Origin of the sequence: Arthrobacter sp. K5 (assembly GCF_040448525.1) — a bacterium.
Taxonomy (GTDB): domain Bacteria; phylum Actinomycetota; class Actinomycetes; order Actinomycetales; family Micrococcaceae; genus Arthrobacter; species Arthrobacter globiformis.
Genome location: NZ_CP159279.1, coordinates 1,366,984 through 1,390,732 on the forward strand (window position 1 = coordinate 1,366,984; position 23,749 = coordinate 1,390,732).

The 23,749-nt window shown below is 66.1% G+C and carries 16 protein-coding genes; 5 read left to right on the forward strand and 11 right to left on the reverse strand.

Annotated features, from left to right (window positions below; genetic code table 11):
* Positions 1 to 32 precede the first annotated feature (32 nt).
* Positions 33 to 1,322, reverse strand: a complete 1,290-nt coding sequence (locus ABRP34_RS06125; protein WP_003804956.1) for a nucleotide sugar dehydrogenase — start codon at positions 1,320 to 1,322, stop codon at positions 33 to 35.
* Between the two features lie 239 nt (positions 1,323 to 1,561).
* On the opposite strand from ABRP34_RS06125, the gene ABRP34_RS06130 reads away from it, so the two are divergent.
* Entirely contained in the window at positions 1,562 to 5,797 is a 4,236-nt protein-coding gene (locus tag ABRP34_RS06130; protein ID WP_353712591.1) for an FtsK/SpoIIIE domain-containing protein, read from the forward strand.
* On the opposite strand, the gene ABRP34_RS06135 is transcribed toward ABRP34_RS06130, so the two are convergent.
* Positions 5,794 to 6,234 (reverse strand): hypothetical protein, encoded by a 441-nt coding sequence (locus tag ABRP34_RS06135; RefSeq protein ID WP_353713314.1) that lies wholly within the window; start codon positions 6,232 to 6,234, stop codon positions 5,794 to 5,796. The two genes, ABRP34_RS06130 and ABRP34_RS06135, sit on opposite strands and share 4 nt — an antisense overlap.
* 290 nt (positions 6,235 to 6,524) lie before the next feature.
* Here ABRP34_RS06135 and ABRP34_RS06140 point away from each other — a divergent pair, with 290 nt between their 5' ends.
* The gene (locus ABRP34_RS06140) at positions 6,525 to 6,773 is read left to right on the forward strand and encodes a WhiB family transcriptional regulator (protein ID WP_003804966.1); all 249 of its coding nucleotides are present in this window, start codon (positions 6,525 to 6,527) and stop codon (positions 6,771 to 6,773) included.
* A gap of 97 nt (positions 6,774 to 6,870) precedes the next feature.
* On the opposite strand, the gene ABRP34_RS06145 is transcribed toward ABRP34_RS06140, so the two are convergent.
* From ABRP34_RS06145 to ABRP34_RS06160, 4 genes are read right to left on the reverse strand one after another with little or no spacing between them, the layout of a single operon-like run.
* The gene (locus tag ABRP34_RS06145; RefSeq protein ID WP_353712592.1) at positions 6,871 to 8,340 is read right to left on the reverse strand and encodes a PAS domain-containing sensor histidine kinase; all 1,470 of its coding nucleotides are present in this window, start codon (positions 8,338 to 8,340) and stop codon (positions 6,871 to 6,873) included.
* A 35-nt stretch (positions 8,341 to 8,375) separates the two neighbouring features.
* Positions 8,376 to 13,229, reverse strand: a complete 4,854-nt coding sequence (locus ABRP34_RS06150; protein ID WP_353712593.1) for an NAD-glutamate dehydrogenase — start codon at positions 13,227 to 13,229, stop codon at positions 8,376 to 8,378.
* Between the two features lie 58 nt (positions 13,230 to 13,287).
* On the reverse strand, positions 13,288 to 14,616 hold the full coding sequence (locus ABRP34_RS06155; RefSeq protein WP_353712594.1) for a chromosome partitioning protein: 1,329 nt from the start codon (positions 14,614 to 14,616) through the stop codon (positions 13,288 to 13,290).
* Positions 14,613 to 15,257: an SAF domain-containing protein gene (locus tag ABRP34_RS06160; protein WP_353712595.1), complete on the reverse strand. Its 645-nt coding sequence runs from the start codon at positions 15,255 to 15,257 to the stop codon at positions 14,613 to 14,615. Before ABRP34_RS06160 ends, ABRP34_RS06155 begins: the two co-directional genes overlap by 4 nt.
* 152 nt (positions 15,258 to 15,409) lie before the next feature.
* Here ABRP34_RS06160 and ABRP34_RS06165 point away from each other — a divergent pair, with 152 nt between their 5' ends.
* On the forward strand, positions 15,410 to 15,625 hold the full coding sequence (locus tag ABRP34_RS06165) for a helix-turn-helix domain-containing protein (RefSeq protein ID WP_043419585.1): 216 nt from the start codon (positions 15,410 to 15,412) through the stop codon (positions 15,623 to 15,625).
* 46 nt (positions 15,626 to 15,671) lie between these two features.
* Here the strand turns inward: ABRP34_RS06165 and ABRP34_RS06170 are convergent, their stop codons facing one another.
* Entirely contained in the window at positions 15,672 to 16,241 is a 570-nt protein-coding gene (locus ABRP34_RS06170) for a hypothetical protein (RefSeq protein ID WP_353712596.1), read from the reverse strand.
* Between the two features lie 158 nt (positions 16,242 to 16,399).
* Here ABRP34_RS06170 and ABRP34_RS06175 point away from each other — a divergent pair, with 158 nt between their 5' ends.
* Positions 16,400 to 17,194, forward strand: a complete 795-nt coding sequence (locus ABRP34_RS06175; protein WP_353712597.1) for a hypothetical protein — start codon at positions 16,400 to 16,402, stop codon at positions 17,192 to 17,194.
* 137 nt (positions 17,195 to 17,331) lie between these two features.
* The gene (locus tag ABRP34_RS06180; protein WP_353712598.1) at positions 17,332 to 17,727 is read left to right on the forward strand and encodes an Rv3235 family protein; all 396 of its coding nucleotides are present in this window, start codon (positions 17,332 to 17,334) and stop codon (positions 17,725 to 17,727) included.
* Positions 17,728 to 17,787: 60 nt separating this feature from the next.
* Here the strand turns inward: ABRP34_RS06180 and secA are convergent, their stop codons facing one another.
* The 4 genes from secA to ABRP34_RS06200 all read right to left on the reverse strand — a co-directional run bounded on the left by secA (position 17,788) and on the right by ABRP34_RS06200 (position 23,711).
* Entirely contained in the window at positions 17,788 to 20,520 is a 2,733-nt protein-coding gene (gene secA, locus ABRP34_RS06185) for a preprotein translocase subunit SecA (protein ID WP_003804975.1), read from the reverse strand.
* Between the two features lie 84 nt (positions 20,521 to 20,604).
* Positions 20,605 to 21,819 carry a crosslink repair DNA glycosylase YcaQ family protein gene (locus ABRP34_RS06190; RefSeq protein WP_353712599.1) on the reverse strand — a complete coding sequence of 405 codons (1,215 nt, stop codon included), beginning with the start codon at positions 21,817 to 21,819 and terminating at the stop codon, positions 20,605 to 20,607.
* A 29-nt stretch (positions 21,820 to 21,848) separates the two neighbouring features.
* Positions 21,849 to 22,574, reverse strand: a complete 726-nt coding sequence (gene raiA / locus ABRP34_RS06195) for a ribosome-associated translation inhibitor RaiA (protein WP_003804978.1) — start codon at positions 22,572 to 22,574, stop codon at positions 21,849 to 21,851.
* 162 nt (positions 22,575 to 22,736) lie between these two features.
* Entirely contained in the window at positions 22,737 to 23,711 is a 975-nt protein-coding gene (locus ABRP34_RS06200; protein WP_353712600.1) for a phosphoribosyltransferase family protein, read from the reverse strand.
* Positions 23,712 to 23,749: the final 38 nt, after the last annotated feature.

The following is a 23,749-nucleotide window of genomic DNA, read 5'->3' on the forward strand; positions in this document are numbered from 1 at the left end:
GCCGCAGCGGCAAAGGCTGCCGCGAAGCGCTCTCAGGCCTTGCCGATAACGCGGTAAACGACGCCGTCCCACTGGTCTGCGGAGCTCACCCGGCGGCCGTCAATGAAGGCCTTGATGCCGGGGAGGTCAGCCGGGGACAGCGTGCGGTATTCGGCGTGGTCGGCCTGGACGATGGCCGCGTCGACGGGTTCGCCAACGTGGTACGCGCTGAAGCCGAGCTTCTCGAGTTCGGCGTCCGTGTAGAGCGGATCGTGGACCGTCACCGCGGCGCCGCGCTTCTCAAGGCTGGCAACGGCGTCGAAAACGCCGGAGAAGGCAGTCTCCTTCACACCGCCGCGGTAGGCGGCGCCCAGCACCACCACACGGGCATCGGTGAGGTCGCCGTATGCGCCTTCAAGGAGGCCAACCGTGTAGTCCGGCATATCTGCGTTGGCGGCACGGGCTGCCCGGACCACCGTCGCCTCGGGGTCGTTCCAGAGGTACAGGCGCGGATAGACCGGGATGCAGTGGCCGCCGACGGCGATGCCCGGCTGGTGGATGTGGCTGTACGGCTGCGAATTGGAGGCCTCGATGACCTGGTAGATGTCAATGCCCGCGGTTCCGGCGAACCGGGCGAACTGGTTGGCCAGCCCGATATTCACGTCGCGGTACGTGGTCTCGGCCAGCTTGGCCAGCTCGGACGCTTCCGCGGATCCCAGATCCCACACACCGTTCGGCCGGCGAAGGTCAGCACGCTCGTCGAAGTCCAGCACGGCTTCGTAAAACTCGACGGCCTTGGCTGCGCCCGCCTCGGACAGGCCGCCCACCAGCTTGGGGTACTTGCGCAGATCCTCGAACACCCGCCCGGTCAGCACGCGTTCCGGGGAGAAGACGAGGTGGAAGTCCTGGCCTTCAACCAGCCCGGAGCCTGCCTCCAGTGCAGGCTTCCAGCGCGTACGCGTGGTCCCCACCGGCAGGGTTGTCTCATAGGAAACCAGGGTGCCCGGGGTCAGGTGCTTGGCCAGCTCAGCGGTTGCGCCGTCCATCCAGCCGAAATCAGGCTTGGCGTCAGCGTCCACGAACAGCGGGACAACCAGTACGACGGCGTCGGCGCCGGGAACAGCCTCGGCATAGTCCGTGGTGGCGCGCAGTTTGCCCGCCGGCACCAGTTCGGAAAGTTTCTCCTGCAGGTGGGCCTCGCCCGGAAACGGCTCGGTCCCCGCGTTGATCAGCTCCACGACCTGCTGGTTGACGTCGACGCCGACGACGTCATGGCCCTTGGAAGCAAACTGGACGGCCAGCGGCAGCCCGATCTTTCCCAACGCAATTACAGCAATCTTCACGAGTCAGAAGCCTTTTCTCTCAGGACTGGCAGGCGGCAGCCACGCTGCCACACCCGGTTTTGCTTAACACTATCCGCTGACCGGACCTTACGCCGATTCCGCGACCTCGTCGGCGTAGCCGTGCTCTGCAGCCCGGAGGAGCGGGCGGAGTTTTCCACATGGACAAATTCACCGCGTCCATTCCGGCCGCGCCGACACTAGCGTGGTGCCCACGTTTTCCCGAGGAACGGAGGTCGCCGGTGCAACTGCAATGCACCCTGGTCCGCGCCCCCGGCGCCGTTTCTGCCGGGTCCGGTTCCCCGGCCGGGCCGGTCGAGCTGACGGTTGCGGCCCCGGACGGCTGCCCGGGCACGGACCTGGAGGCAGAGATTTCGCGCCGCTTCCAGACGCGCGGACTGACTGTGGCCGGCCTGCCGCTCAAAGGGCTGACCCTCGGCAGGGCGCCCCTGGTCAACGGGGCTGTCCTGGTGGACGGCCCCGCCAACGGCCCTGGTTCCGGGCCGGGAACTGCCGGCGAACTGCCCGCCGCCATGCTCCTCACGGTGGACAGCGGCCCCGCAGCAGGTTCTGTTCTTCCCCTGAGCCGGGGAAGCTACCGGATCGGCCGGACCAACGCCGAGCTGACCGTTCCGGATGCCGATCTTTCCCGCGAGCACGCCAGAATTGAGGTTTCGGATACAGCCCTGACCCTTGTGGATCTTGGCAGCATCAATGGAACTGAGGTGGACGGCAAACGGGTATCAAAAACGGCCGTCGCGATCGGTTCCCGCATCCGCTGCGGCAATTCCTCCATGTCTGTTGTGCTGGCTGCACCGTCGGACGCGCGGGAGGCTGACTTGGGGTTTGCCGGCAGTTCCGTGGCGGAGCCACTGACCGTGTCGCGCCCGGCCGCGCCGGCGGGCCGGTCAGTGCTGGTTCTCGGGGCCGTTCTGCCCGTGGTCATGGGTGTGGGGCTGGCGCTGGTGACGGGGTCGTGGATGTTTCTGGCCTTCACGGCGGTATCGGCCGTGACGCTCCTTGTCCCACTGGTCTTGGGCGCACGGCAGCGCCGTGAACTCAGATCGGCAGTCGCGGCGGCAGCGGCGCAGGATCTGCAACGACGGCGGCGGTCCGCGCCGTCCGCTGCTGTCCTTGCGCTGGGCGCCTGGGTTCCCGGACCGAGCCCTGCCGCTCCCGTCCGGGAGACCGGACGGGAGCGGTCAGAGTGCACGGAAAATCCGGCGCCGATGCCCGGGCCCGGCGTCTGGCTCAGACTCGGCCTGGCCGATCAACCGGCCAACATACGCCTGGAGCCGGACCAGCCGGGATTCATACCCCCTGGGCTCGGGGCGGTGCCGCTGCTGCTCGACCCGGGCCTTGCGGTCGTTTCGGTCCGTGGGCCGGACTCAGAGGTTCACGGCCTGGCCCGCTCGATCCTCATGCAGCTCACGGGATATCCGCTGGCCAGGGGGACCCGGATCGCGGTTCACGGACCGGCTTCCGTCCTTCCGCTCGCAGCGCGGTTTCTGCCAGGGGTCTCCCTCCATTCAAGGATGGCTGACACCCTGGCGGCCCTGACGGAGACGTCCGGCGGGAACGGCGGGCCCCGCATCCTGCTGCTGTTCGGCGACACGGCAGACGGCGCCCCCGAAGCCGGCATCATCCCGACCGCATGTGGTCTTGGCTGGCGGGTGGTCCATCTGCCGGGCCGGGGACAGCTGCCAGCGGAAACCGATATTGAGCTCGGCGAGCGCGGGGCACTACTTCGGGCGCGCGGTTCATGTCACCGCTTTGTTGCAGACCTCGTGCCCTCCGGCGTTTTCGACCGCTACTGCCGGGCGTACCGGCAGTCGCTCCCTGACGTATCGGCCGGCGGGCGATCCGTTCCGGCACGCTGCGGACTGGGCGATCTCCTTGACCAGTCGGCCGCTGCGACGGCCAAGCGCTGGGCGGCAGGCAGGCTGAAGCCAGGCTTGGCCATCCCCCTGGGCCGCGCAGCCCGGGGAGTGCGCATCCTCGACCTTGAGGCAGATGGCCCGCACGTCCTCGTTGCGGGCACCACAGGTTCCGGGAAGTCGGAGCTGCTTCGCACCATTACGGCCGGGCTCGCTCTGTGCTATCCGCCGGACCGCGTTAATGTCCTCTTTTTCGATTTCAAGGGCGGCTCGGGGCTCGGGCCGCTGACTGGCATCCCGCACTGCGTCGGCATGCTGACGGACCTTGCCAGCAGCCAGCTGGAACGCACGATTGTGTCACTGCGGGCAGAAGTACGCAGGCGTGAGGAGCTGCTCGCCGCTGCCAGTGCCCCGGACTTGGCCGCCTATCGACTGTCCCCGGCCGGCAGACCGCCGCTCCCCCAGCTGGTCCTCATCATTGATGAGTTCCGGATGCTCGTCGAGGACGCCCCTGAGACCCTGGCCGAGCTGATGAGGGTTGCCGCCATTGGCCGGTCACTGGGCATCCACCTGATCATGGCGACCCAGCGCCCGCAGGGAGCTCTCACGGCGGACATCCGCGCGAACGTCACAACGAGCATCGCCCTGCGTGTGCAGTCCGCGCACGAATCTGCGGATGTGATCGGCACGACTGCGGCCTCGGGCATACCCGTCAACCGGCCCGGCCGCGCCTACCTGGCCAGGGGTGCCGAGGCTGCCGAGGAGTTCCAGTCGGCGTCAGTTGCCGCCACCGAGGACGATTCTGCGTCCTGCCGCGTCAGGGTTTTGGAGACCGTCGTGGCGCTCGCCATGCCGCCTGCTCTCAACGGCGTCAGCCTTCGGCCGGCAAACCCCGCGCTCGGAGCCCGGCCGGTCGTGGAGCTGGCTGCCTCCCTGTGGGCCGGGATGGACGGTTCCGCGGCGCGCCGTCCGGTGGCTCCACCGTTGCCTGACGTGCTGGCGAGCCCGTCTGACGTGGCCGCGCTTACCGCCGATGGCCCCGCCCCCGCAGGCACTGATTCCACGGGCATGGGGCCGGGAACGGCCGGCGACTGGACCGTAGGGCTGGGATTGCTGGACCTGCCCGAGGAGCAGCGGCTTGCCGCTCTCACCTGGCGGCCCGGAGCCGATGGTCATCTGGCCCTGATCGGCGCGGGATCCCGCGATGCTGCCCACGCCATGTCAACGGCAATGGGACAGCTCCTATCCCATCCCACGGAATGCCACTTCTACATCCTCGATGCGGACGGGTCCTTGACTGGTTTGGCGGGCGCCCACCGCACCGGATCCTTTGTACACCTCCACGACCTCCGCCGCGGCGTGCGTGTTCTGGAACGCCTGGCGGCCGAAATGTCCCAGCGGCTCAGCCGGCTACCGGCAGCCTGCGGCGTGCCACTGGTACTGGCCATTTCAGGCTGGGGTTCCTGGCAGTCGGCCCTCCGCTCCGGCCCCCTGACCCGCGCCGAAGACCATGTCCAGGACATCGTCCGGGACGGCCGCCCCGCCGGAATCACCGTGGTGTTCTCCGGCGACCGCGAACTCGTGACGTCGCGGTTCTTTCCGTCCATACCCAACCGCATTTACTGCCCGCGGGGCACCAGCGCCGAGAGCAGGCTGGCCTGGCCCACAATGCCAGACCTTCCCCCGGTTCCGGGCCGCGCCGTCGCGTCTGGCGCCTTGTCCGCCGGGCGCCAGGCGGTCTGCCAGCTCTATGGCCCTGGAGCCGGGCGCGGTCCCGGAAGCGCCATGGCCCCCGTCGAAGCGCCGGAGGGGCCCGCGCGGGTCAAGCCCTTCCGTGTGGATCCCCTTCCGGTGCAGCTTTCCGTCGCAGACGTACTGTCCCGCGTGCCCGGGACCGAACCGGATTCCGGCAGCCGGGCTTCAGACACCCCTACTTCAGACACCCCCGCTTCCGATGTCCCTGGTTCAGGCACCCCTGGCATACACGCACCAGTGCACGGAGCAGACCCCGGTGCGCCGCGCCCGGTGCACACAGCCGCCCGGCGATTGGTCGTCGGCCTGGGCGGGGACGAACCCGCGCCTGCCGCTATGCGCCTGCCACGAGGCGCGGTCGTTGCCGTGCTGGGCAACGTTGGTTCGGGCAAGTCATCGTTCCTGGCATCGTTGCCTGCGCTCAACCCGTCGGTGTCCGGGTGGCTGCACCCCGGCCCGGAGCCCGGTCCGGCCGGCTTTTGGACAGAGGTCCACCGCGATGCCGTGGAGGGACGCCTGCCGGGGGACGCCGTACTCCTCGTCGACGATGCCGACATGCTGCCTGCCACCTGCCACCAGCAGCTCGTGGAGCTGAACACCCGCGGCTGGGCGGTAATTTTCTCAGCCGCATTCAGCCCGTCGTTGTTGCAGCGTGTCCCGCTCGCGCTAGCTGCCCGCAGTGGCGGCAGGGGCATCCTTATTGCGCCCCGCAGTCCACTTGACGGCGACATCTTTGGAGTGCGGATTGAGCTGGATTCCCATCCCCCGCCGGGCCGCGCCCTGCTCGTGGCGGACGGCACGGCAATGCCCGTCCAGCTTGCAGTGGCCGAAGATGCCGGGAGGCTCTAGAGTGCCGGCGGTTCGGAAGCGGCGCGGGACGCGAAGCGAATCACGCGTTTGTCGAACAGCAGGACGATCGCTGTGGCGGCCGGGATCAGCATCGCGGCGCCGGCCACGGGGAGTCCGCCAGTGAGCGTGGGGAAGCCAATGGTCAGCACGAACAGCTGAGCCACCAGTGCACCGGCCCGCGGCCAGCGGAAGCCCCGGAACAGGAACACGGCAACGGCAAACAGCCACGATGCAAAGGCCAGCAGCAGGCCGAGCGTGAAAACGGCGCCCCAAAAGGACATCACCGGCGCCCCACTGGCCAGCTGGAATCCGTACCAGGCTGCCGCGGCCAGCAGTGCCGTGGCCTCGGCGGCCACAATCCCGGAGATCACGGCGACGGCGCGGGGACGGACGGCGCTCGAAGGCGTTGTTCCGGCTGGGCCCCGGCCCTCCGGCATTCCACTGTCTCCGGCGTCAGCGAGCGGGCCGGACGGGTCTTTTGGGGGTCTTGACACACTGGCACACTACCCGAGATAGTCGACACACGGCGGGGCTGCCCGCCGATGTGATGCATCGCTCACGTTTCTTGGGGATTTCGTGGTCCACTACCCCTTGTTTACACAGCGTTAACATGAAACGCTTGATCCAGATGACCAAGGGGGCCCTGCAGGGCCCCTTTCCTATGTAAGCCCTAGTGAATATTTTCACAAAGGGTATTGACTTCCCAGGAATGGAGTGACTGATCAGCATGGATTGGCGTAACCGCGCGGCCTGCCTCGACAAGGACCCGGAGCTATTTTTCCCAGTGGGCAACACCGGCCCCGCGCTTTTGCAGATCGAAGAAGCCAAGAGCGTCTGCCGCCGGTGCCCGGTCGTTGACACCTGCCTGCAGTGGGCGCTGGAGTCCGGACAGGATGCCGGCGTGTGGGGCGGCATGAGCGAGGACGAGCGCCGTGCACTGAAGCGCCGGGCCGCCAGGGCCCGCCGCGCTTCCTGACGCGGCCTCACGGCAGTAAACGCACCAAAACAAAAGGCGGCGGCCGCGGACCCAAGGTCCGCGGCCGCCGCCTTTGTTGTTGCCGTCGCCTTTGTTATTAACGGTTGGCCAGGCTCAGCACAATCTGCACCGCAGTGCCGCCGCCCTCGCGGGGCTGCCACTGGATGGTGCCGCCGAGTTCGCTCGTGACCAGCGTCCGGACAATCTGAAGCCCGAGGCCCTCCACATGCGGCGTCTCAGGCAGGCCAACGCCGTCGTCCGCCACGGTGACAGTGAGCAGTTCCTCGCCGTCGTCGCCGGCCGAACGGTCAGCGAGCAGCCACACTGTGCCCGTCCGTCCCTCCAGCCCGTGCTCAACAGCGTTGGTGACGAGCTCGTTGATCACCAGTGCCAGCGGCGTCGCGAAGTCGCTGGGAAGGTCACCGAACAACCCCGACCGCTGCGTCCGCACCTGCTGTGACGGTGACGCCACTTCCGCGGAAAGGCGGAACTGGCGCCCGATGAGTTCATCAAAGTCAACGCTCTGGGTCAGCCCCTGCGAGAGCGTCTCGTGCACGAGGGCAATCGTTGCGACGCGGCGCATGGCCTGTTCCAGCCCCTGCTTTGCCTCGTCGCTGACCATTCGGCGGGACTGCATGCGCAGCAGCGCGGCAACGGTCTGCAGATTGTTCTTGACCCGGTGGTGGATTTCACGGATGGTGGCATCCTTCGTGACCAGCTCCATCTCGCGGCGTCGCAGTTCGGACACGTCACGGCAGAGTACCAGCGCGCCGAAGCGCTGCTGCTCGTCGCGGAGCGGGATGGCGCGCAGCGACAGGCTTACGCCGCGGGATTCAATCTCGCTGCGCCACGGCATCCGCCCGGTGACAACCAGCGGCAGGGTCTCGTCCACCATGCGGCGGTCCTTCAGCAGGCCCGCTGTGACCTCGGCCAGCGAGCGCCCCTCCAGTGATTCACCGTCGCCAAGGCGCCGGAAGGCCGAGACCCCGTTCGGGCTGGCGTACTGCACGATGCCCTCGGCGTCGAGGCGGATCAGGCCGTCGCCAACGCGCGGGGCGCCCCGGCGGGACCCCGTCGGTGAGGCGAAGTCCGGCCAGAGCCCCAGTGTGCCCATGCGCAACAGGTCATAGGCACACTGGCGGTAGGTCAACTCCAGCCTGGACGGCATCCGCGAGCTGGACAGGTCCATGTGAGAGGTAACCACCGCCAGGGTCCGGCCGTTCCTGACCATCGGTACGGCTTCAACCCGCAGTGCCATGTCGCTGCTCCAGTTCGTCTCACTGGAACGCTCGATGGTGCGGCTCTCCCACGCCTTGTCCACCAGCGGCCGCAGGTCCGACCGGATGCCCTCCCCGACGAAGTCGGCGTGGAACACCGTATGTGTCGTGGAGGGCCTGACGTGTGCCAGGGCCACGTAGCCGTACTCCGGGTGGGGAAACCACAGGGCCAGGTCGGCAAACGCGAGGTCGGCCACCATCTGCCAGTCGCCCACCAGAAGGTGCAGCCACTCGGCATCCCCCGGCCCGAAATCAGCGTGCTCCCTGATGGGGTCCGTAAAGATTGCCACTGCACCTCCAGTTTTTCGACGGCGGGACCGGTGTCCTACCGTCGGACGATTGACCTCAAGAGCCTCAATGCTACCGAGAGCGAGGCCATGTCGTCCGCTTCGAGGGCGTTGACCTCATCGAACATGCTCTTCGCACGGCCCAGATGTTCCGCATTCAGCTGTTCCCAGGCCTTGAGCCTGTCCTCCGCCGGCGACCCCTCCTCGGTCGAGTCCAGGACCGCCGTCGTCATGTCTGAGACGGTGGAGTAAAGGTCGTCACGCAGCGCGGCACGGGCCAGGGCCTGCCAGCGGTCCCTGCGCGGCAGGGAACTGATCCGCTCCAGGAGGGAGTCCACGTGGAACCGGTTGAACACCGTGTAGTAGACGTGGGCGATGTCCTCCACCCGTTCCTTGCGGCTGTGAGCAATTTTTGCGATGTCCAGCAGCACAAAGCTCTCGAACAGCTCGGCCCACCGGTGGCCCAGGTCCTCGGGCAGGCCCCACGAGCGCGCCTTCTCAAGCCAGGAGGCAACCCGCTCGCGGTCGTCACCGCGCAGGTAGTCCAGCAGCCGGGCCCGCATGGGTTCCATCGGGGGCTGGAACTCGGCGACGATGTCAGCGATGGGCCGCGACGCGCTGCCCTGGGCCAGGACCCAGCGCACCGAGCGGTCCAGCAGCCGCCGGATGTCGAGGTGGACTGTGCTCCAGTGCTCGGTGGGGAACGACGCAGGCAGGTCGTTGAGCTCGGACACCATGACGTCGAGTTCGTAGATCTCCCGCAGCGCCACGAACGCCTTGGCCACGGCCACCTCGCTCGCAGAGGTCTCCTCCATGGTCCGGAAGGCAAAGGTGATGCCACCCAGGTTGATCATGTCGTTGGCCACAACTGTTGCGATGATTTCCCGGCGCAGCGGATGGGTGTCCAGTTCGGCGTCGAATTTCTCCCGGAGCTGCACCGGGAAATACTGCCGAAGCGTCCCGCGGAACCAGGGGTCGTCGGCCAGGTCGCTGTCGCGCAGGGCGGTCGCCAGTTCGATCTTGGCGTAGGCCGCCAGCACGGACAGTTCAGGTGACGTGAGGCCCTGCCCCTGTTCCAGCCGTTCACGCAGGACAACGGTGGAGGGCAGTGCCTCCAGGTCCCGGTTCAGGTCCGCCGTCTTCTCCAGCCAGTCCATCAGCCGCTCGTAGCTTGGGCTCCATTCGGCGACCTTCTGGCGGTCGTTCAGGAGCAGGATGTTCTGGTCGATGTTGTCTTCCAGAACCAGCCGTCCCACCTCGTCGGTCATCGCCGCAAGGAAGTCCGAGCGCTCGGCGGCGTCGAACTTGCCGGCGGCCACCATCCGGTCCACGAAGATCTTGATGTTGACCTCGTGGTCGGAGCAGTCGACGCCGGCGGAGTTGTCGATGGCATCCGTGTTCAGGATGACTCCCTGCAGCGCCGCCTCGATACGGCCCCGCTGTGTCATGCCGAGGTTTCCGCCCTCCCCCACTACCTTGACGCGAAGGTCGCGGCCGTCCACTCGGATGGCATCGTTGGACTTGTCGCCCACCATGGCGTGAGTCTCGGAACTGGCCTTCACGTAGGTTCCGATGCCGCCGTTGTAAAGCAGGTCGGCGGGTGCGAGCAGGATGGCGCGCAGGAGTTCGGGCGGGCTGAGCTGCGTCGTGTCTTCGGGCAGGCCCAGCGCGGACCGGACCTGAGCCGAGACCGGGATCGACTTGGCCTGCCTCGGGTAGACCCCGCCGCCCTCACTGATCAGGCTCTTGTCGTAGTCATCCCAGGACGACCGGGGCAGCTCGAACAACCGCTGCCGCTCCGTGTAGGAGGTCGCCTCGTCTGGGTTCGGATCGAGGAAAATGTGCCGGTGGTCGAATGCTGCGAGCAGCCGGATGTGCTTGGACAGGAGCATTCCGTTGCCGAAGACGTCCCCGGACATGTCGCCGACGCCGACCACGGTGAAGGGCTCGGACTGGGTGTCCAGGTCCAGCTCGCTGAAGTGCCGCTTGACCGACTCCCAGGCACCCCGCGCGGTGATGCCCATGGCCTTGTGGTCGTATCCCACGGAACCGCCGGAGGCGAAGGCGTCGCCCAGCCAGAATCCGTAGTCCGCGGCCAATCCGTTCGCGATGTCAGAGAAGGATGCCGTGCCCTTGTCCGCTGCGACCACCAGGTATGAGTCGTCGCCGTCGTGCCGTACAACGTCCGACGGCGGGACGAGCCGTTCGCCGTCGGCTCCTGTCACGAGGTTGTCCGTGATGTCCAGCAGTCCGCGGATAAACGTCTTGTAGCTTTCGACGCCCTCCGCCATCCAGGCCGACCTGTCCTTGGCGGGATCCGGCAGCCGCTTGGCAAAGAACCCGCCCTTTGCGCCTGTTGGAACGATCACGGCATTCTTGACCGTCTGCGCCTTGACCAGGCCCAGGATCTCGGTGCGGAAGTCTTCCCGCCGGTCCGACCAGCGGAGCCCGCCGCGGGCCACCTTGCCGAAGCGCAGGTGAACGCCCTCGACCCGGGGAGAGTAGACCCAGATTTCGAACATCGGCCGCGGGAAAGGCAGCCCTTCGATGGTTGCGGGGTTGAGTTTGAAGCTCAGGTGCGGCTTGTCCTGATAGAAGTTGGTGCGCAGCGTTGATTCGATCAGGTTGGTGAACGTCCGGAGGACGCGGTCCGCATCCAGCGTCGCCACCGCTTCGATCGACGCCGACAGCTCGGCGCGGACTTTTGCCTGCCGTTCGGTCCGCTCGAGCTCGGTCAGCGCCGGATCGAAACGTGCCTCAAACAGGGCACTGAGCCCGCGGGTCACATCGGGGTTGGACAGCAGCGTGTCCGCCATGAATTCGAAGGAGTTGGTGTTGCCCATCTGCCGCATGTATTTGGCGTAGGCCCGGAGCACGATGATCTGCCGCCACGTCATGCCCTCGCGCAGCACGAGCCGGTCGAAGCTGTCGGATTCAACGGCTCCCGAAACGGCTGCCCCGAACGAATCCGCCAGCAGTTGCCCGGTGGACACCGGATCCACGCCGGCCGGATATTTCAGGCCAAGGTCATACAGGAAAAAGTCCCGGCGGTCGGCGGTCTCGATCTCGAACGGCCGCTCGTCCAGCACCTCCAGGCCCAGGTTATGGAAGTAGGGAAGGATCTGGCTCAGGCTCTTCGGCTCCAGCATGTACAGCTTGACCCTGGCGTCCTCCTCCAGGGTGGCGCCTGCGCCTTCCGGGAGGTAGACATGGACTCCCGGCCGTTCCTGCCGGGCACCAACCTCGCGTTCGGCCGCGGCCCCGTACTGTTCAAACCGGGCGATGTCCTCGAGGGCATCCTCGATCTCGTAGTCGACGCGGTAGGTCGCCGGGAAGGCCTCGGCCCAAATGGCTGCCAGCTCATTGGCGCCGTCGTCGGCGCTCCGTTCGCGGAGCACCTCGGCGATCCCTTCGCTCCAGGACCGGGCGGCCCGGACCAGCCGCTTCTCCAACGCATCGGTGTTGATGTGGCTGACGTCCGCGCCCTTGGGCAGGCGGATCCGGAAGAACAGGCGGGCGAGCGCCGATTCCGTCATCCGCGCTTCATAGTCAATGGACTCGGCGTGGAACGTCTCGCGGAGTTCCTGCTCAATCCTCAGCCTGACGTTGGTGGTGTACCGGTCGCGGGGGAGGTAGACGACGGCGGACATAAACCGTCCGTAGATATCCGGCCGGAGGAAGAGCCGGGTACGGCGCCGTTCCTGCAGCCGCTGGATTCCCGTTGCCGTTGCGGCGAGGTCGGGAATTTCGATTTGGAAAAGCTCGTCGCGGGGGTACGTTTCCAGGATGCCCAGCAGGTCCTTCCCGGAGTGCGAGTCCGGCGGAAAACCGGCGCCGCGCAGCACGGCCTCGACCTTTTCCCGGACTATCGGAATATTGCGCACGGAATCGGTGTAGGCGCTGGTGGCAAACAGTCCGATGAAACGCTGTTCACCGTTGACGTTGCCCGCAGCATCAAAGCTTTTCACGCCGATGTAGTCCAGGTACGCCGGGCGGTGCACCGTTGAGCGGGAATTTGCCTTGGTGATGACCAGAGCACGCTTTTCACGGGCCTTGCGCCTGCCTGCGTCGGTGAGATGCTGCACCTGATGGGTGTCGTGGTGCGCCCGCAGCAGACCCAGGCCACTGTCCTCACGCAGCTCCAGGACATCCTCGCCGTCTTCGTTGACCAGGTCATATTCCCGGTAGCCAAGGAACGTGAAATTGCCTTCGTCCAGCCAGCGAAGCAAATCCTGGGCCTGGCGCAGCTCTGCGATCTGGGTCGGATGCGCTACCTTATCCAGGTCCCGGGCGATCTGCAGTGCCTTGTTGCGCATTTTCGGCCAGTCTTCGACAGCAGCCCTGACGTCTCCAAGGACCCGCTCCAGCCCTTGCTGCAGCTGCTCAGCGGCTTCATCACTGGCGCGGCCGATCTCGACGGCAATCCAGGACTCCATGTGGGACGCGTTGTCGCCCTGTGCAATCAGGTGGGACAGGACGGGCAGCGCCGCGGTGTCGCCGCTGGAAATGCCGATGCTGGACGGGACCCTGTCCACCTTGACGAGTTCGTTGGTGTCGCGGTTGCGTGTGACCACGAACATGGGGTGCTGCACGAGGTGGATTGCCGAATTCTGCCGTACCAGTTCGGCGTTGACTGAATCCACCAGGAAAGGCATGTCATCGGTGACGATGTAGACAACGCTGCGGTCGCCCTCGGGAACGATGGAGATGTTGGCGCTGCCGGGCCGGCGTTCAAAACCCACTGCGCGGTGGGTCTCGGCCCGGGCCATCAGCAGCTCGTGCGGGTAGGCGCGTGCGTCCTCCTCCGCCAAATGCTCGTAGTAGTCCGCAAAGAAGCCTTCCTCGGCTCCTATTGAACGGGACTGATCCTCCACGCTGGACCCAGACGACATCGACACACGCCTCCATCACACAGTTTGCGGCTGCTTCCTTGCAGCCCTCACCGTGAGCCTAGTCCGTCAGCCCGCGCCTTGCTGTGGATGAGAACACAGAGGATCTGCGTTTTTGCTGGACAGGTGCACAAACCAATTGGGCGATCGCCGACCGGAGCCGGGATTCCGGGGCCGATTCCAGCAATAACGACCCGGACAGCAGAGCCGCGTCTGTTGCGCCCGGGTCCCACGGGAGGAAGGCCTTGATGCCCGCCGACGGGCCGAACCGCTCCCACGCCTCGCGGAGCTGGCGTTCTGGAGAACGGCCCACAGCCGAGGCCCGCACCTTGTTGAGCACCACCTCGGGGCTGACCCCCGGCAGTGAACCTTCGAGTTCCGCCAGCCCCCTGACCAGGCGGGGAACACCAATGGGATCCGCCGAGCCAACGGCGATGACAGAATCGGCAAGCTCAAGGCTCCTCAGAGTTGCGGCGTTGCGCCGCGGCGCCATGGTGTCGAAGCTCAGCTCCTCGTCGGCCTCAAGGCAAAAGCCGGCGTCGACCACGATGACGTCCGCCACTTCCCGCGCCCGGTCCAAAACAAGCGCCAGCGCGGCTGCGCGCAGCTCGGTCCAGCGGTCGGCCCGGGTGATGCCGGTCAGAACCCGGAAGGTTCCTGCCGTGGCAGTAACCGGTACGGCGACCCGGAGCAGTGCCTCCCGGTCCAGAAGGCCCTGGTCGGCCAGCCTGCAAGCTTGTGCCAGACCCGCCGCCTCGTCGAGGAGTCCCAGGACGCCGGCAACGCTGGCCCCATAGCTGTCGGCGTCGACCAGCAGGACAGACTTGCCCTGCGATGCCAGCTCCCCTGCGATGTTGACGGCCACCAGGGTTCTGCCGGGCGCGCCGGACGGACCCCATACCGCCATGATCCTGCCGGTTCCAACAACTGCCTGTTCCGGTGCGGCGTCGACAGCCTCCGGGTGCAGGGCCGCGCCGGCATCTGCGAAACCCGTGCTGAAACCGGGTCCGGCGCCGGGGTCCAGTCCTGCCGGACCCGGGCCCGCAAGCCTGCTGACGGCCTCGGCGATACTCTCCGCCAGGGCTGTGGACTCAACGGTCGAGGGCGCAGCACTGACTCCGATGCCGCGAAGCCTCAACCGCTCCTCGGGGCTGTCGGTCAGGGCAATGATGACTACGCCCACGGCGGCGAGCCTGTCCACCAGCGAGGCAGTCAGGTCCGCACTGCCCTCGGCAACAACGGCCGCCCGGGCCAGCCCACTCTGGCAGGCGGCCAGCAGTTCTGCGAGCTCCGCGCAGCGCCGGACCACGGTGACGGGACCGTGCAGCCGCTCCAGCCCGCCAACCAGGTCCTCCTGCGACCCGCCGACGGTGACAACCGGGATGCTCACTTGGCGGCCCCGCCGGGATTCCACACAACGGAAATTTTGGCCTCGTTTGCCTGCGCGCCAAGGAGTGAGGCCATCTGCCCGTCCCCCACCAGGACCATCAGAACCGTGGATTTCGAAGCGCCCAGGGCAGTGGATCCTTGTGACACCTCCGCGATTTCCGCGCCCGGAAGCAGCAGCTTGGGCTCGGCAAATCCGTTCCGGGCATCGGGCAGGGAGACCCAGACGTCCACCCGGGTGCCTGCCACCGCGTGCTCAGGCAAGGCCTCCTGAACCGTGATGGCCACGGGCTTTCGGTCCAGGGCGTCGACACTGCCCAGACTTTCACGGGGAACCAACTGGTCCTTGGCGATCCGCTGGACGGCCACCTGGCCTTCGGGGATACCTGACTCCGCCGTCACATAGTGCGCTTCGACGTCGCCGAGGCGGACCTTGACCCGGCTGATGTTTTCAGGAGTGAGTCTCTGGCCGACGGCAATCGGCTCACGGGCCGCAAATACCTCTGTAGTGCGGTCCGCGCTGCCGACAAGGGCAACGACTCCGACGACGGAGGCGAGGACAAGGAGCACACCCACCAGAAGCCTCGGGTCCTTCCAGGAAGGCTTCTTCAGCCGGGCTCCGGTGGCCGCCGTGCTTGCACTCATGCGTACTGCTCCCCCTTGACGCCTGGGCGCTTCCATCACGCCGGTCATGATCATTGTTACGGCATGCCTGCTCAATCGGAAGGGTTTCAGGCAAACAACATCAAACTGTGGATAACGGCATCACTTACGCCCAACCGTGGCACAATTGGACTATGCCCCGATTCCTTACGCTTGCAGATGTAGCCGAGCAGCTTCAGATCAATGCGCCGGCAGCGTATGCCCTCGTCCGCAGCGGCGAACTGAAGGCAATCCAGGTGGGTGGCCGCGGCCAGTGGCGTGTCGAGGAGAAGATGCTCGAGCAATACATCGAAGAGCGGTACGCCGAGGCAAGCCGCATGATTCAAGAGGCCAAGTCCAAGTCCGTTTGAGCACGGGCGGCTTCCGGGCCGGGCCGTGGATACCCTGCGCGTTCCGTCAGAGTTCCCCGCCACGCCTGGAGCGGAGCGCACCCAGCGCCTGAAACGGGACCGTCGCCACCTCGGCAACCCGGCCAGCCCTGCGCGCTTCGCCGGGCAGTGTCATGGCAAGGTCAAAGAAGTCCCGCCCCACCCTGTCAATCACGCCCCACAGTTGAACGTCCGGTGACCGGCCTGCCAGCAGGACGGTGAGCTCTGCCCTGTCCCGCGCCAGGCCCCGCAGTGCGCTGGCAAGGCCGAGTCTCCGGCGCACCAGGGATGCCTCGCCCACCGCGAACCGGCCGAGTCCGGTGTAATGGCCGACGGCGGCATACGGAACCAGCACCTGCTGTGCCGCTTCGTCAAGGACCAGGCTTTCGGATCCCGCATGACTGAGCGTGCCGGCAAAGACAGGCCCCGAACTCAGATGGATGCCAACGTGGCAGCCCAGGGAGCCACGAAGCCTCTCGTCCAGCGCGATGGCAGCCGTGTCTGCCCGGGAGCGCTCGGCAATCTCCGACTCCAGGCCCAGAACCCCGGCCTCGGCAAGCTGCAGCTCAAGATCCTGAAAGAGGGCATTCCATCGCATGGCGATAGCGTAGGCGCGCCCACGAGGACGGTCAATTAATCCACAAACTTTCCTATCTCCATAGACAGCATGAACACACTTGCCGCAAACTAGCTCCATCAGCGCCAAACACATCAAAGTTGATCAAACTGCATCAAATGGATTGGTTGGGGGAAGTCATGGGGGAAGAGGTTCAGCGCCCGGTGAGGGCAGAAGCCGCCTTGGCGGTTGTCATCCTCGGGCTCGGAGCTTTTCTGGTTTTCACCGGGGCAGGGATCGTTGATCATTGGGGGCGGTCCGCTGCACACCAGCAGGCTTTGCTCTTCGACGACCTGCTTGGCCTATTGGCCCTCGCTGCCGGACTGACCGTCATCGCCTGGTGGCTGCTGTCCCTGGTTACGGCTTTTGCGTCGGCGCTCCTGGAACGGACCGGGTACAACGCCGCCGCCCGCGCCACAGCGCGGTTCACCCCGGTTTTCATGCGCAGGCTGGCGATGGCCGCGGTTGGCGTGCAGCTTCTCGGCGCGCCGCTCGCCCACGCGGATGCCTTGCCCGCTGCAGCCCTTTCCTCGAGCAACGGATCGTCTCTGTCCGCAGCATGGGCACCTCTGGCTGACAAGCGGCCGGACCTGCCCGCAGGTCATTCCAAGGACTCCGGCGTCAGCGAAGGATTCGCCGCGATGGGCAGCGAACTGCAGCCTCAGTGGAAGCCGCGCGTCCCGGTTGTGGAACCCGGCCTCGTTACCTCTTTGCCCGCAAGGGCAATGACTGAGCCAGCCGGCGCCCGCCGCGACATACCCGTCCGGGCTGGCGAATCACTGTGGACCATCGCCGCACGCGAACTGGGGCCCGGTGCTTCCGAGGTGGAAATAGCAGCCCGCTGGCCGCTTTGGTACCAGGCCAACCGGACTGTTATCGGAGCCGATCCCAACGTCCTTCTCCCGGGCCAGCTCCTTAGCCCACCGCCGCCGTAGGCGGCGCCGGCGTGCTTTCCTCCCGCGCCGCCGAACCCCGAGGCCGCCCGTCTCGCGGCTTTCCCAAGCCAGCCACTACCGAAGGACCGATCATGACTGCAGTAACTCCACTAAGGCGTGCAGGAAGCGCTGTTCCTGTGCAACTCCCGGCGGCGCCGGCCCGTACTGCGGCGGCACCCGGAGGCGAGGAGCGCGAAATATGCGCCATCACCAGGGCCACCGTCCAGGCCGCCGTTGAAGTCCTGGCGGGAACGAGGCCCATCCACCAACTGGCGCGGCGGCTGGACCAGCGCTGCCTGGCCGTGCTCCAGCACAGGGCGGCCCTCACCCGGCGGGTGGCTGCCCGGGCTCCCCGGAAGATGGGGCTGCTCCACCGCAACGCATCAGTCCGCTCGGTCCGCGCGTGCGCGGTGGCACCTGACATTTACGAGGCCAGCGCGGTGGTGATTGATGAACTGCGGGTCCGGGCAGTCGCCGTCCGGCTCGAACGCAGCAAGAACGTCTGGCGCGTGACCGCCCTGGAGATTGGCTGAACGCGAAAGCAGGAAAGGACCGGAGCACGGGCTCCGGTCCTTTCCTGTCATATCCGCTGGCTAGCGCTTTTTCTTCTTCCCGTCACGCCGCTCCTGCGAAGCGGCCTTGGCGGGGTTGCCCGAACGGCCTGCAGCGCGGCCTTCGATCCGGGTCTCGGCTCCGCCGTCTTCCCGGGGCGCGGTGTACTGGAGCTGGGCGGGCTTCTCCGGCGCCTCAAGACCGGCTGCACGGATCTGCGGCTCGTGGTGTTCAGTGTGGCCTCCGGCCGCGTCGGCCACCACAACGTCCTCGGCCGGCGTGACTTCCACTTCGAGGTTGAAGAGGAAGCCGACGCTCTCCTCCCGGATGGCTTCCATCATGGACTGGAACATCGTGAAGCCTTCACGCTGGTACTCCACCAACGGATCACGCTGGGCCATCGCACGCAGGCCGATGCCCTCCTTGAGATAGTCCATCTCGTACAGGTGCTCCTGCCACTTCCGCCCGATGACGGAGAGCACAACACGCCGCTCGAGTTCACGCATGCTCTCGGAGCCGATCGCCTCCTCCCGTGCCTGATACACCAACTTGGCATCCGACAGGATTTCTTCCCGCAGGAACTCGACGGTGATGCGCGACTTGCCGCCGGCCTCGTCGATGACATCGTGCGGCGTCACGGTGACGGGGTAGAGCGTCTTGAGGTTGGTCCAGAGCTGGTCGAAGTCCCAGTCGTCGCCGTTGCCTTCGGCGGTCGCTTCGTCGATCAGTGCGTTGATGGTGTCTTCCAGGAAGAACTGCACCTTTTCGTGAAGGTCGTCGCCTTCGAGGATCCGGCGGCGGTCACCGTAGATGGCTTCGCGCTGGCGGTTGAGGACGTCGTCGTACTTCAGAACGTTCTTGCGCTGCTCGGCGTTCCGGCCCTCGACCTGCCCCTGGGCCGAGGCAATGGCGCGCGAGACCAGCTTGGATTCCAGCGCCACGTCGTCGGGTACGGAGCTGTTCATCAGCCGCTCCGCCGCACCCGAATTGAACAGGCGCATGAGGTCGTCGGTCAGCGAAAGGTAGAAACGCGATTCGCCGGGGTCGCCCTGGCGGCCCGAGCGGCCGCGGAGCTGGTTGTCGATGCGGCGGGATTCGTGGCGCTCAGTTCCCAGCACATACAGTCCGCCCAGCCCCAGCACTTCCTCGTGCTCGTCCTTGACGGCCTTCTTCGCAGCCTCCAGTGCCCCGGCCCAGGCTGCCTCGTACTCCTCCGAGTTTTCCTCCGGGTCAAGTCCCCGCTGTGCGAGTTCGGCGATGGCGGTGAACTCGGCGTTGCCGCCCAGCATGATGTCCGTGCCGCGGCCAGCCATGTTGGTGGCGACAGTGACCGCCCCCTTGCGTCCGGCCTGGGCCACGATGGCGGCTTCACGGGCGTGATTCTTGGCGTTGAGAACCTCGTGCCGGATGCCCTCCTTCGCCAGCAGGCGCGAAAGGTACTCGCTCTTTTCGACGCTCGTGGTGCCCACCAGGACCGGCTGGCCGTCCGCGTGGCGTTCGGCGATGTCGCGGACCACGGCCTCGAACTTCACGACCTCGTTCTTGTACACCAGGTCGGACTGGTCGATCCGCTGCATGTCGCGGTTCGTGGGGATGGCAACTACCCCGAGCTTGTACGTGCTCATGAATTCGGCGGCTTCGGTCTCTGCCGTGCCCGTCATGCCGGAGAGCTTGTCGTACATGCGGAAGTAGTTCTGCAGCGTCACCGTGGCGAGGGTCTGGTTTTCAGCCTTGATCTCGACGCCCTCTTTGGCTTCGATCGCCTGGTGCATGCCTTCGTTGTAGCGGCGGCCGGCGAGGATACGGCCGGTGTGCTCGTCAACAATGAGGACCTCGCCGTCGAGGATGACGTAATCCTTGTCCCGCTTGAACAGTTCCTTGGCCTTGATGGCGTTGTTGAGGAAACCGATCAGGGGCGTGTTGGCGGATTCGTAGAGGTTCTGGATACCGAGGTAGTCCTCAACCTTCTCGATTCCGCTTTCGAGTACGCCGACGGTGCGCTTCTTCTCGTCGACTTCGTAGTCCTTCTCCGGCTGCAGGCGCAGGACAACCTTGGCGAACTCGCTGTACCAGCGGTTCGTGTCGCCCTGGGCCGGGCCGGAAATGATCAGCGGCGTACGGGCCTCGTCGATGAGGATCGAGTCGACTTCATCGACGATCGCAAAGTTGTGGCCGCGCTGCACCAGCTCTGACTTGTCCCACGCCATGTTGTCGCGGAGGTAGTCGAAGCCGAATTCGTTGTTCGTGCCGTAGGTGATGTCGGCAGAATACTGCTCGCGGCGGACAGCCGGGTCCTGGTTGGCGAGGATGCAGCCGCTGGTGAGCCCGAGGAAACGGTAGACACGGCCCATGAGCTCAGACTGGTACTCGGCCAGGTAGTCGTTCACGGTGACAACGTGCACGCCTTTTCCGGTGAGGGCATTGAGGTAGGCCGGAGCAGTGGCCACCAGAGTCTTGCCTTCACCGGTCTTCATTTCGGCGATGTTGCCCAGGTGCAGGGCTGCACCACCCATGAGCTGCACATCGAAGTGCCGCATGCCGAGCGTGCGCGAGGACGCCTCGCGCACGGCGGCGAAAGCTTCCGGCAGGAGGTCGTCGAGCTTCTCGCCATCCTGGTGGCGCGCACGGAGCCGGTCTGTTTCTTCGCGCAGTTCCGCATCCGTAAAGGTTTGGAACGAGTCTTCAAGGGCGTTAATGGAATCAGCATAGTTCCGCAGTTGCCTCAGGAGCTTTTTGTCACCTGTGCGGAGAATTTTTTCGATTAGTGATGCCACGTGAAGTTGCTCCCAGTCTCATGCTGCCGAATTCTGGCGTGATTTAGTCTACGGGAGAGACGCATGGCACGTTGCCCTGTTCCCTCACAGCGGATAGCCGTGGACGGCGGCCGCGACCGCGGGAGCAAGATCCCCCACCGGCGAGACGGCTATGCCGTCCAGTCCGAGCCAACGTGCCATCAGCTGCAGCTCCGCTGCGAGTTCGACGGCGGTGTCCGCCGGAGCGTCCGGCTCGCCGAAACACGCCTTGGCAAGCAACAGGCCCGCGGCGCGGTCTGCCTTAAGGTCCACCCGGGCGACAATGCGGTCGCGGAGCAGGAACGGAAGCACATAGTAGCCAAAGCGGCGCTTGGCCACCGGGGTGTAGATCTCGATGCGGTAATGAAATCCGAAGAGCTCTTCAAGCCTGCGCCGCTCAAACACCAGCGAATCGAAGGGGCTGAGCAGCGCCCTGCCGGCTGCCTGGCGCGGCAGCCGCGCCTGGGCGTGGCGGTACACAGCCCGGTCCCAACCTGTCACTGTCACCGGTTCCAGGCGTCCGGCATCAACCAGGCGCTGAACCGAGTCCGCGGCTGCCTTGACCGGAGTCCTGAAGTAGTCAGCGAAACACCGCACGGTCCCGATCCCGTGGGCCTGCGCCGCAGCATCGATGAGCCGGTCCATGGCGGCCGAGGGATCCGGTACCGCGTCGAGGTCATGCCCGGGCAAAACCTGGCGGGTCAGGGCATACTGCCGTTCAAACTGGTCCGTCCTTGACGCCGACGAGACGACTCCCTCTTCAAACAGGTGCTCCAGAACCCGTTTGACGGCATTCCAGTTCCAGCCCCAGTTGACGTGCTGGCGGTCTTCAACGTGCCCGAGCCTGGCGGTGAGTTCGGCGGCAGTCATGGGCCTGCCGTCGGCGAGCGCATCAAGGACCCGGCCGGTTACCCCGGAGCGCAGCCCGGGGTCCATCCCTGCCGCCCCGATCCACTTGCGGTTCTGCCACACCACCAGGTCCAGGAAGTGTTCCGGGCGGATGTAGCTGGCTTCGTGGGCCCAGTACTCCAGCATCCGCCGCGGGTGCCTGCCTGCCATCTGCTGGAGGATGGAGCGGTCGTAGTCGCCGAGCCTGGAAAAGAACGGGAGGAAGTGGCTCCGGGCCAGAACGTTGACGGAATCGATCTGGACGAGTTGGATCCGGGCAAAGGTCCGGCCCACCGCCCGTGAGGTCACGGGGCCGGCGGGCCGTCCTTTGTCCAGTCCCTGGGCTGCCAATGCGATCCGCCGGGCCTGCGAGAGGCTCAGCGATGCACCCATGTCAGCCCTTTCGTTGCCTGGGCTCCATCTTATGCAGTTGCGGCCGCATCGTCCGAGCGGTACGCCAGGATTTTCTCCTCATGCGTGTTCTCGCCTGGTTCGCAGTAGTGGTCCAGGGTGATAACCCCGTAGGTCCAGCCGCGGCGGCGGTACACGACCGATGGTGCGTTCGTGGCCTTGTCCACGAAAAGGTAAAAGTCGTGACCGATAAGTTCCATGTTGTCCACGGCGTCGTCGAGGGTGAGGGACGCGGCCGGGAACACTTTACGCCGAATCAGCACCGGCGAGTCGCCGGCAGGGATGTCGTTCTCGACGTCGTACGGCGATTTCTCAGCCGGTTCCGGAGCGGCCTGAATGTTGTTGCTCGCTTCGACGTAGATCGGCTGGTTGGAGCTCGCGGGCTCCAGTGTTGCAGTTGCCTCGCGTACGGCCTTCGGCGTGTGGCGCCCGTGATGGACCTTCTTGCGGTCCTTGGCCCTGCGCAGCCGCTCAAGCAGCTTGTTGTAGGCGAGGTCGAACGCGGCGAACTTATCTGCGGCGCTTGCTTCGGCACGGATCACGGGGCCGCGGCCCAGGACTGTCACTTCAACCGTGAGCTGGTCACCGGTCTGCCGCGCATTTGTTTCCTTTGAAACCTTCGCGTCGACCCTCTGGACCTTGTCCCCAAGCGATTCGATCTTCGAGATCTTCTCGCCGGCGTATTCGCGGAATCGGTCCGAGACCGTCAGATTTCGTCCGCTGATCATGAACTCCATGGTGCCCTCCAAATGACTTCGGTGACACGACGGCGGCACTTTCCGGGGACGATCTGATTGACAGTCGAGCCCCTTTCCGAGCCGCTATCGAAAGGTACAACTGATCTTGGTACCCATATCCGACGTTAGTTCATAGCAACAAGTTATTCATCCTTTCGCAGTTTATTTTTTTCTATGTCTCAGGTACGCCCCAGGCAATCCCCAGGATGCCTCGGCTGCGCCCGGGGCGGCCGCCGCATCAGGGGCTCGGGTGGCGGCAAGGACCACGGCGCCGCACACAATTCCGCCGGCTTCGTGGACCGCCCGGGCGGCTTCCGCCAGGGTAGCACCGGTGGTCAGGACGTCGTCGACGATGATGCACTGCCTTCCCCGCAGCGAGTGACCGCGTGCACCGCGCGCGGTGCGCATGGAACCGCGGACCCTTCGGGACCTGTCTCCCCTGCCAAGTCCCTTCTGCCCTCCGGGCAGGCCACCTCCCTTCTGCCCTCCGGGCAGACCACCTCCCTTCTGCCCTCCGGGCAGGCCACCTCCGGCTCCAAGGTTGCTGACTTTGCGCAGCGCATCGGTGCATTCCACCTTGCTGTCGTTGAAGCTCCGCCGGACACCGGCCAGCATCAGGTGAACGGGGCTGAACCCGCGCTTCCGGTACGCGCTGCCGCTGGTTGGAACCGGAACGAGGACCACGCCATCCGTTCCCGCATATGCTGCCGCAAGCGTCCCTGCGAGTATCGTCGACAGCACGCGCCGCAGCTGCGCCTGGCCGTGGCGCTTGAAGGCCAGGATGGATTGTGAGAGCTCCTCGCGGTAGATGCCCGCTGCGACCACAGGCAGGATTACGGAGCCGTCGGTGTCCATGAGCGCCGGTGCCCCGGTTTCCGCCCGGAAGGGATGGCGGGTCAGCATCCGCAGCCTCCGCTCGCAGCCGGCACACAGCGCCAGATCCTCCCTGCCGCAGCAGACGCATTCCACGGGCAGCGTCACGGCCATGATCTCGGCCCCGGCCCCCGCCAGCAGGTCCCAGGCCTGCAGGAGGCGCTGCCGGTGCTCCCCGCGGTGGCGGGCGTGCCACAGCGGCTGGGCCAGGACATCGGGATCCGCCGAAGCCCTCTGTCCGTCGCCTGTCCTGTGTCTCCCCATGGTCCAAGGGTGCGGCGCGGGAGCCGGCCGGCAAAAGG

Coding starts and splice junctions, on each gene's coding strand:
- ABRP34_RS06135 (WP_353713314.1), bottom strand. CDS start 6,234: ATGCCGGAGGGCCGGGGCCCAGCCGGAACAACGCCTTCGAGCGCCGTC.
- ABRP34_RS06140 (WP_003804966.1), top strand. CDS start 6,525: ATGGATTGGCGTAACCGCGCGGCCTGCCTCGACAAGGACCCGGAGCTA.
- ABRP34_RS06150 (WP_353712593.1), bottom strand. CDS start 13,229: ATGTCGTCTGGGTCCAGCGTGGAGGATCAGTCCCGTTCAATAGGAGCC.
- ABRP34_RS06160 (WP_353712595.1), bottom strand. CDS start 15,257: ATGAGTGCAAGCACGGCGGCCACCGGAGCCCGGCTGAAGAAGCCTTCC.
- ABRP34_RS06165 (WP_043419585.1), top strand. CDS start 15,410: ATGCCCCGATTCCTTACGCTTGCAGATGTAGCCGAGCAGCTTCAGATC.
- ABRP34_RS06170 (WP_353712596.1), bottom strand. CDS start 16,241: ATGCGATGGAATGCCCTCTTTCAGGATCTTGAGCTGCAGCTTGCCGAG.
- ABRP34_RS06175 (WP_353712597.1), top strand. CDS start 16,400: ATGGGGGAAGAGGTTCAGCGCCCGGTGAGGGCAGAAGCCGCCTTGGCG.
- ABRP34_RS06190 (WP_353712599.1), bottom strand. CDS start 21,819: ATGGGTGCATCGCTGAGCCTCTCGCAGGCCCGGCGGATCGCATTGGCA.
- raiA (WP_003804978.1), bottom strand. CDS start 22,574: ATGGAGTTCATGATCAGCGGACGAAATCTGACGGTCTCGGACCGATTC.
- ABRP34_RS06200 (WP_353712600.1), bottom strand. CDS start 23,711: ATGGGGAGACACAGGACAGGCGACGGACAGAGGGCTTCGGCGGATCCC.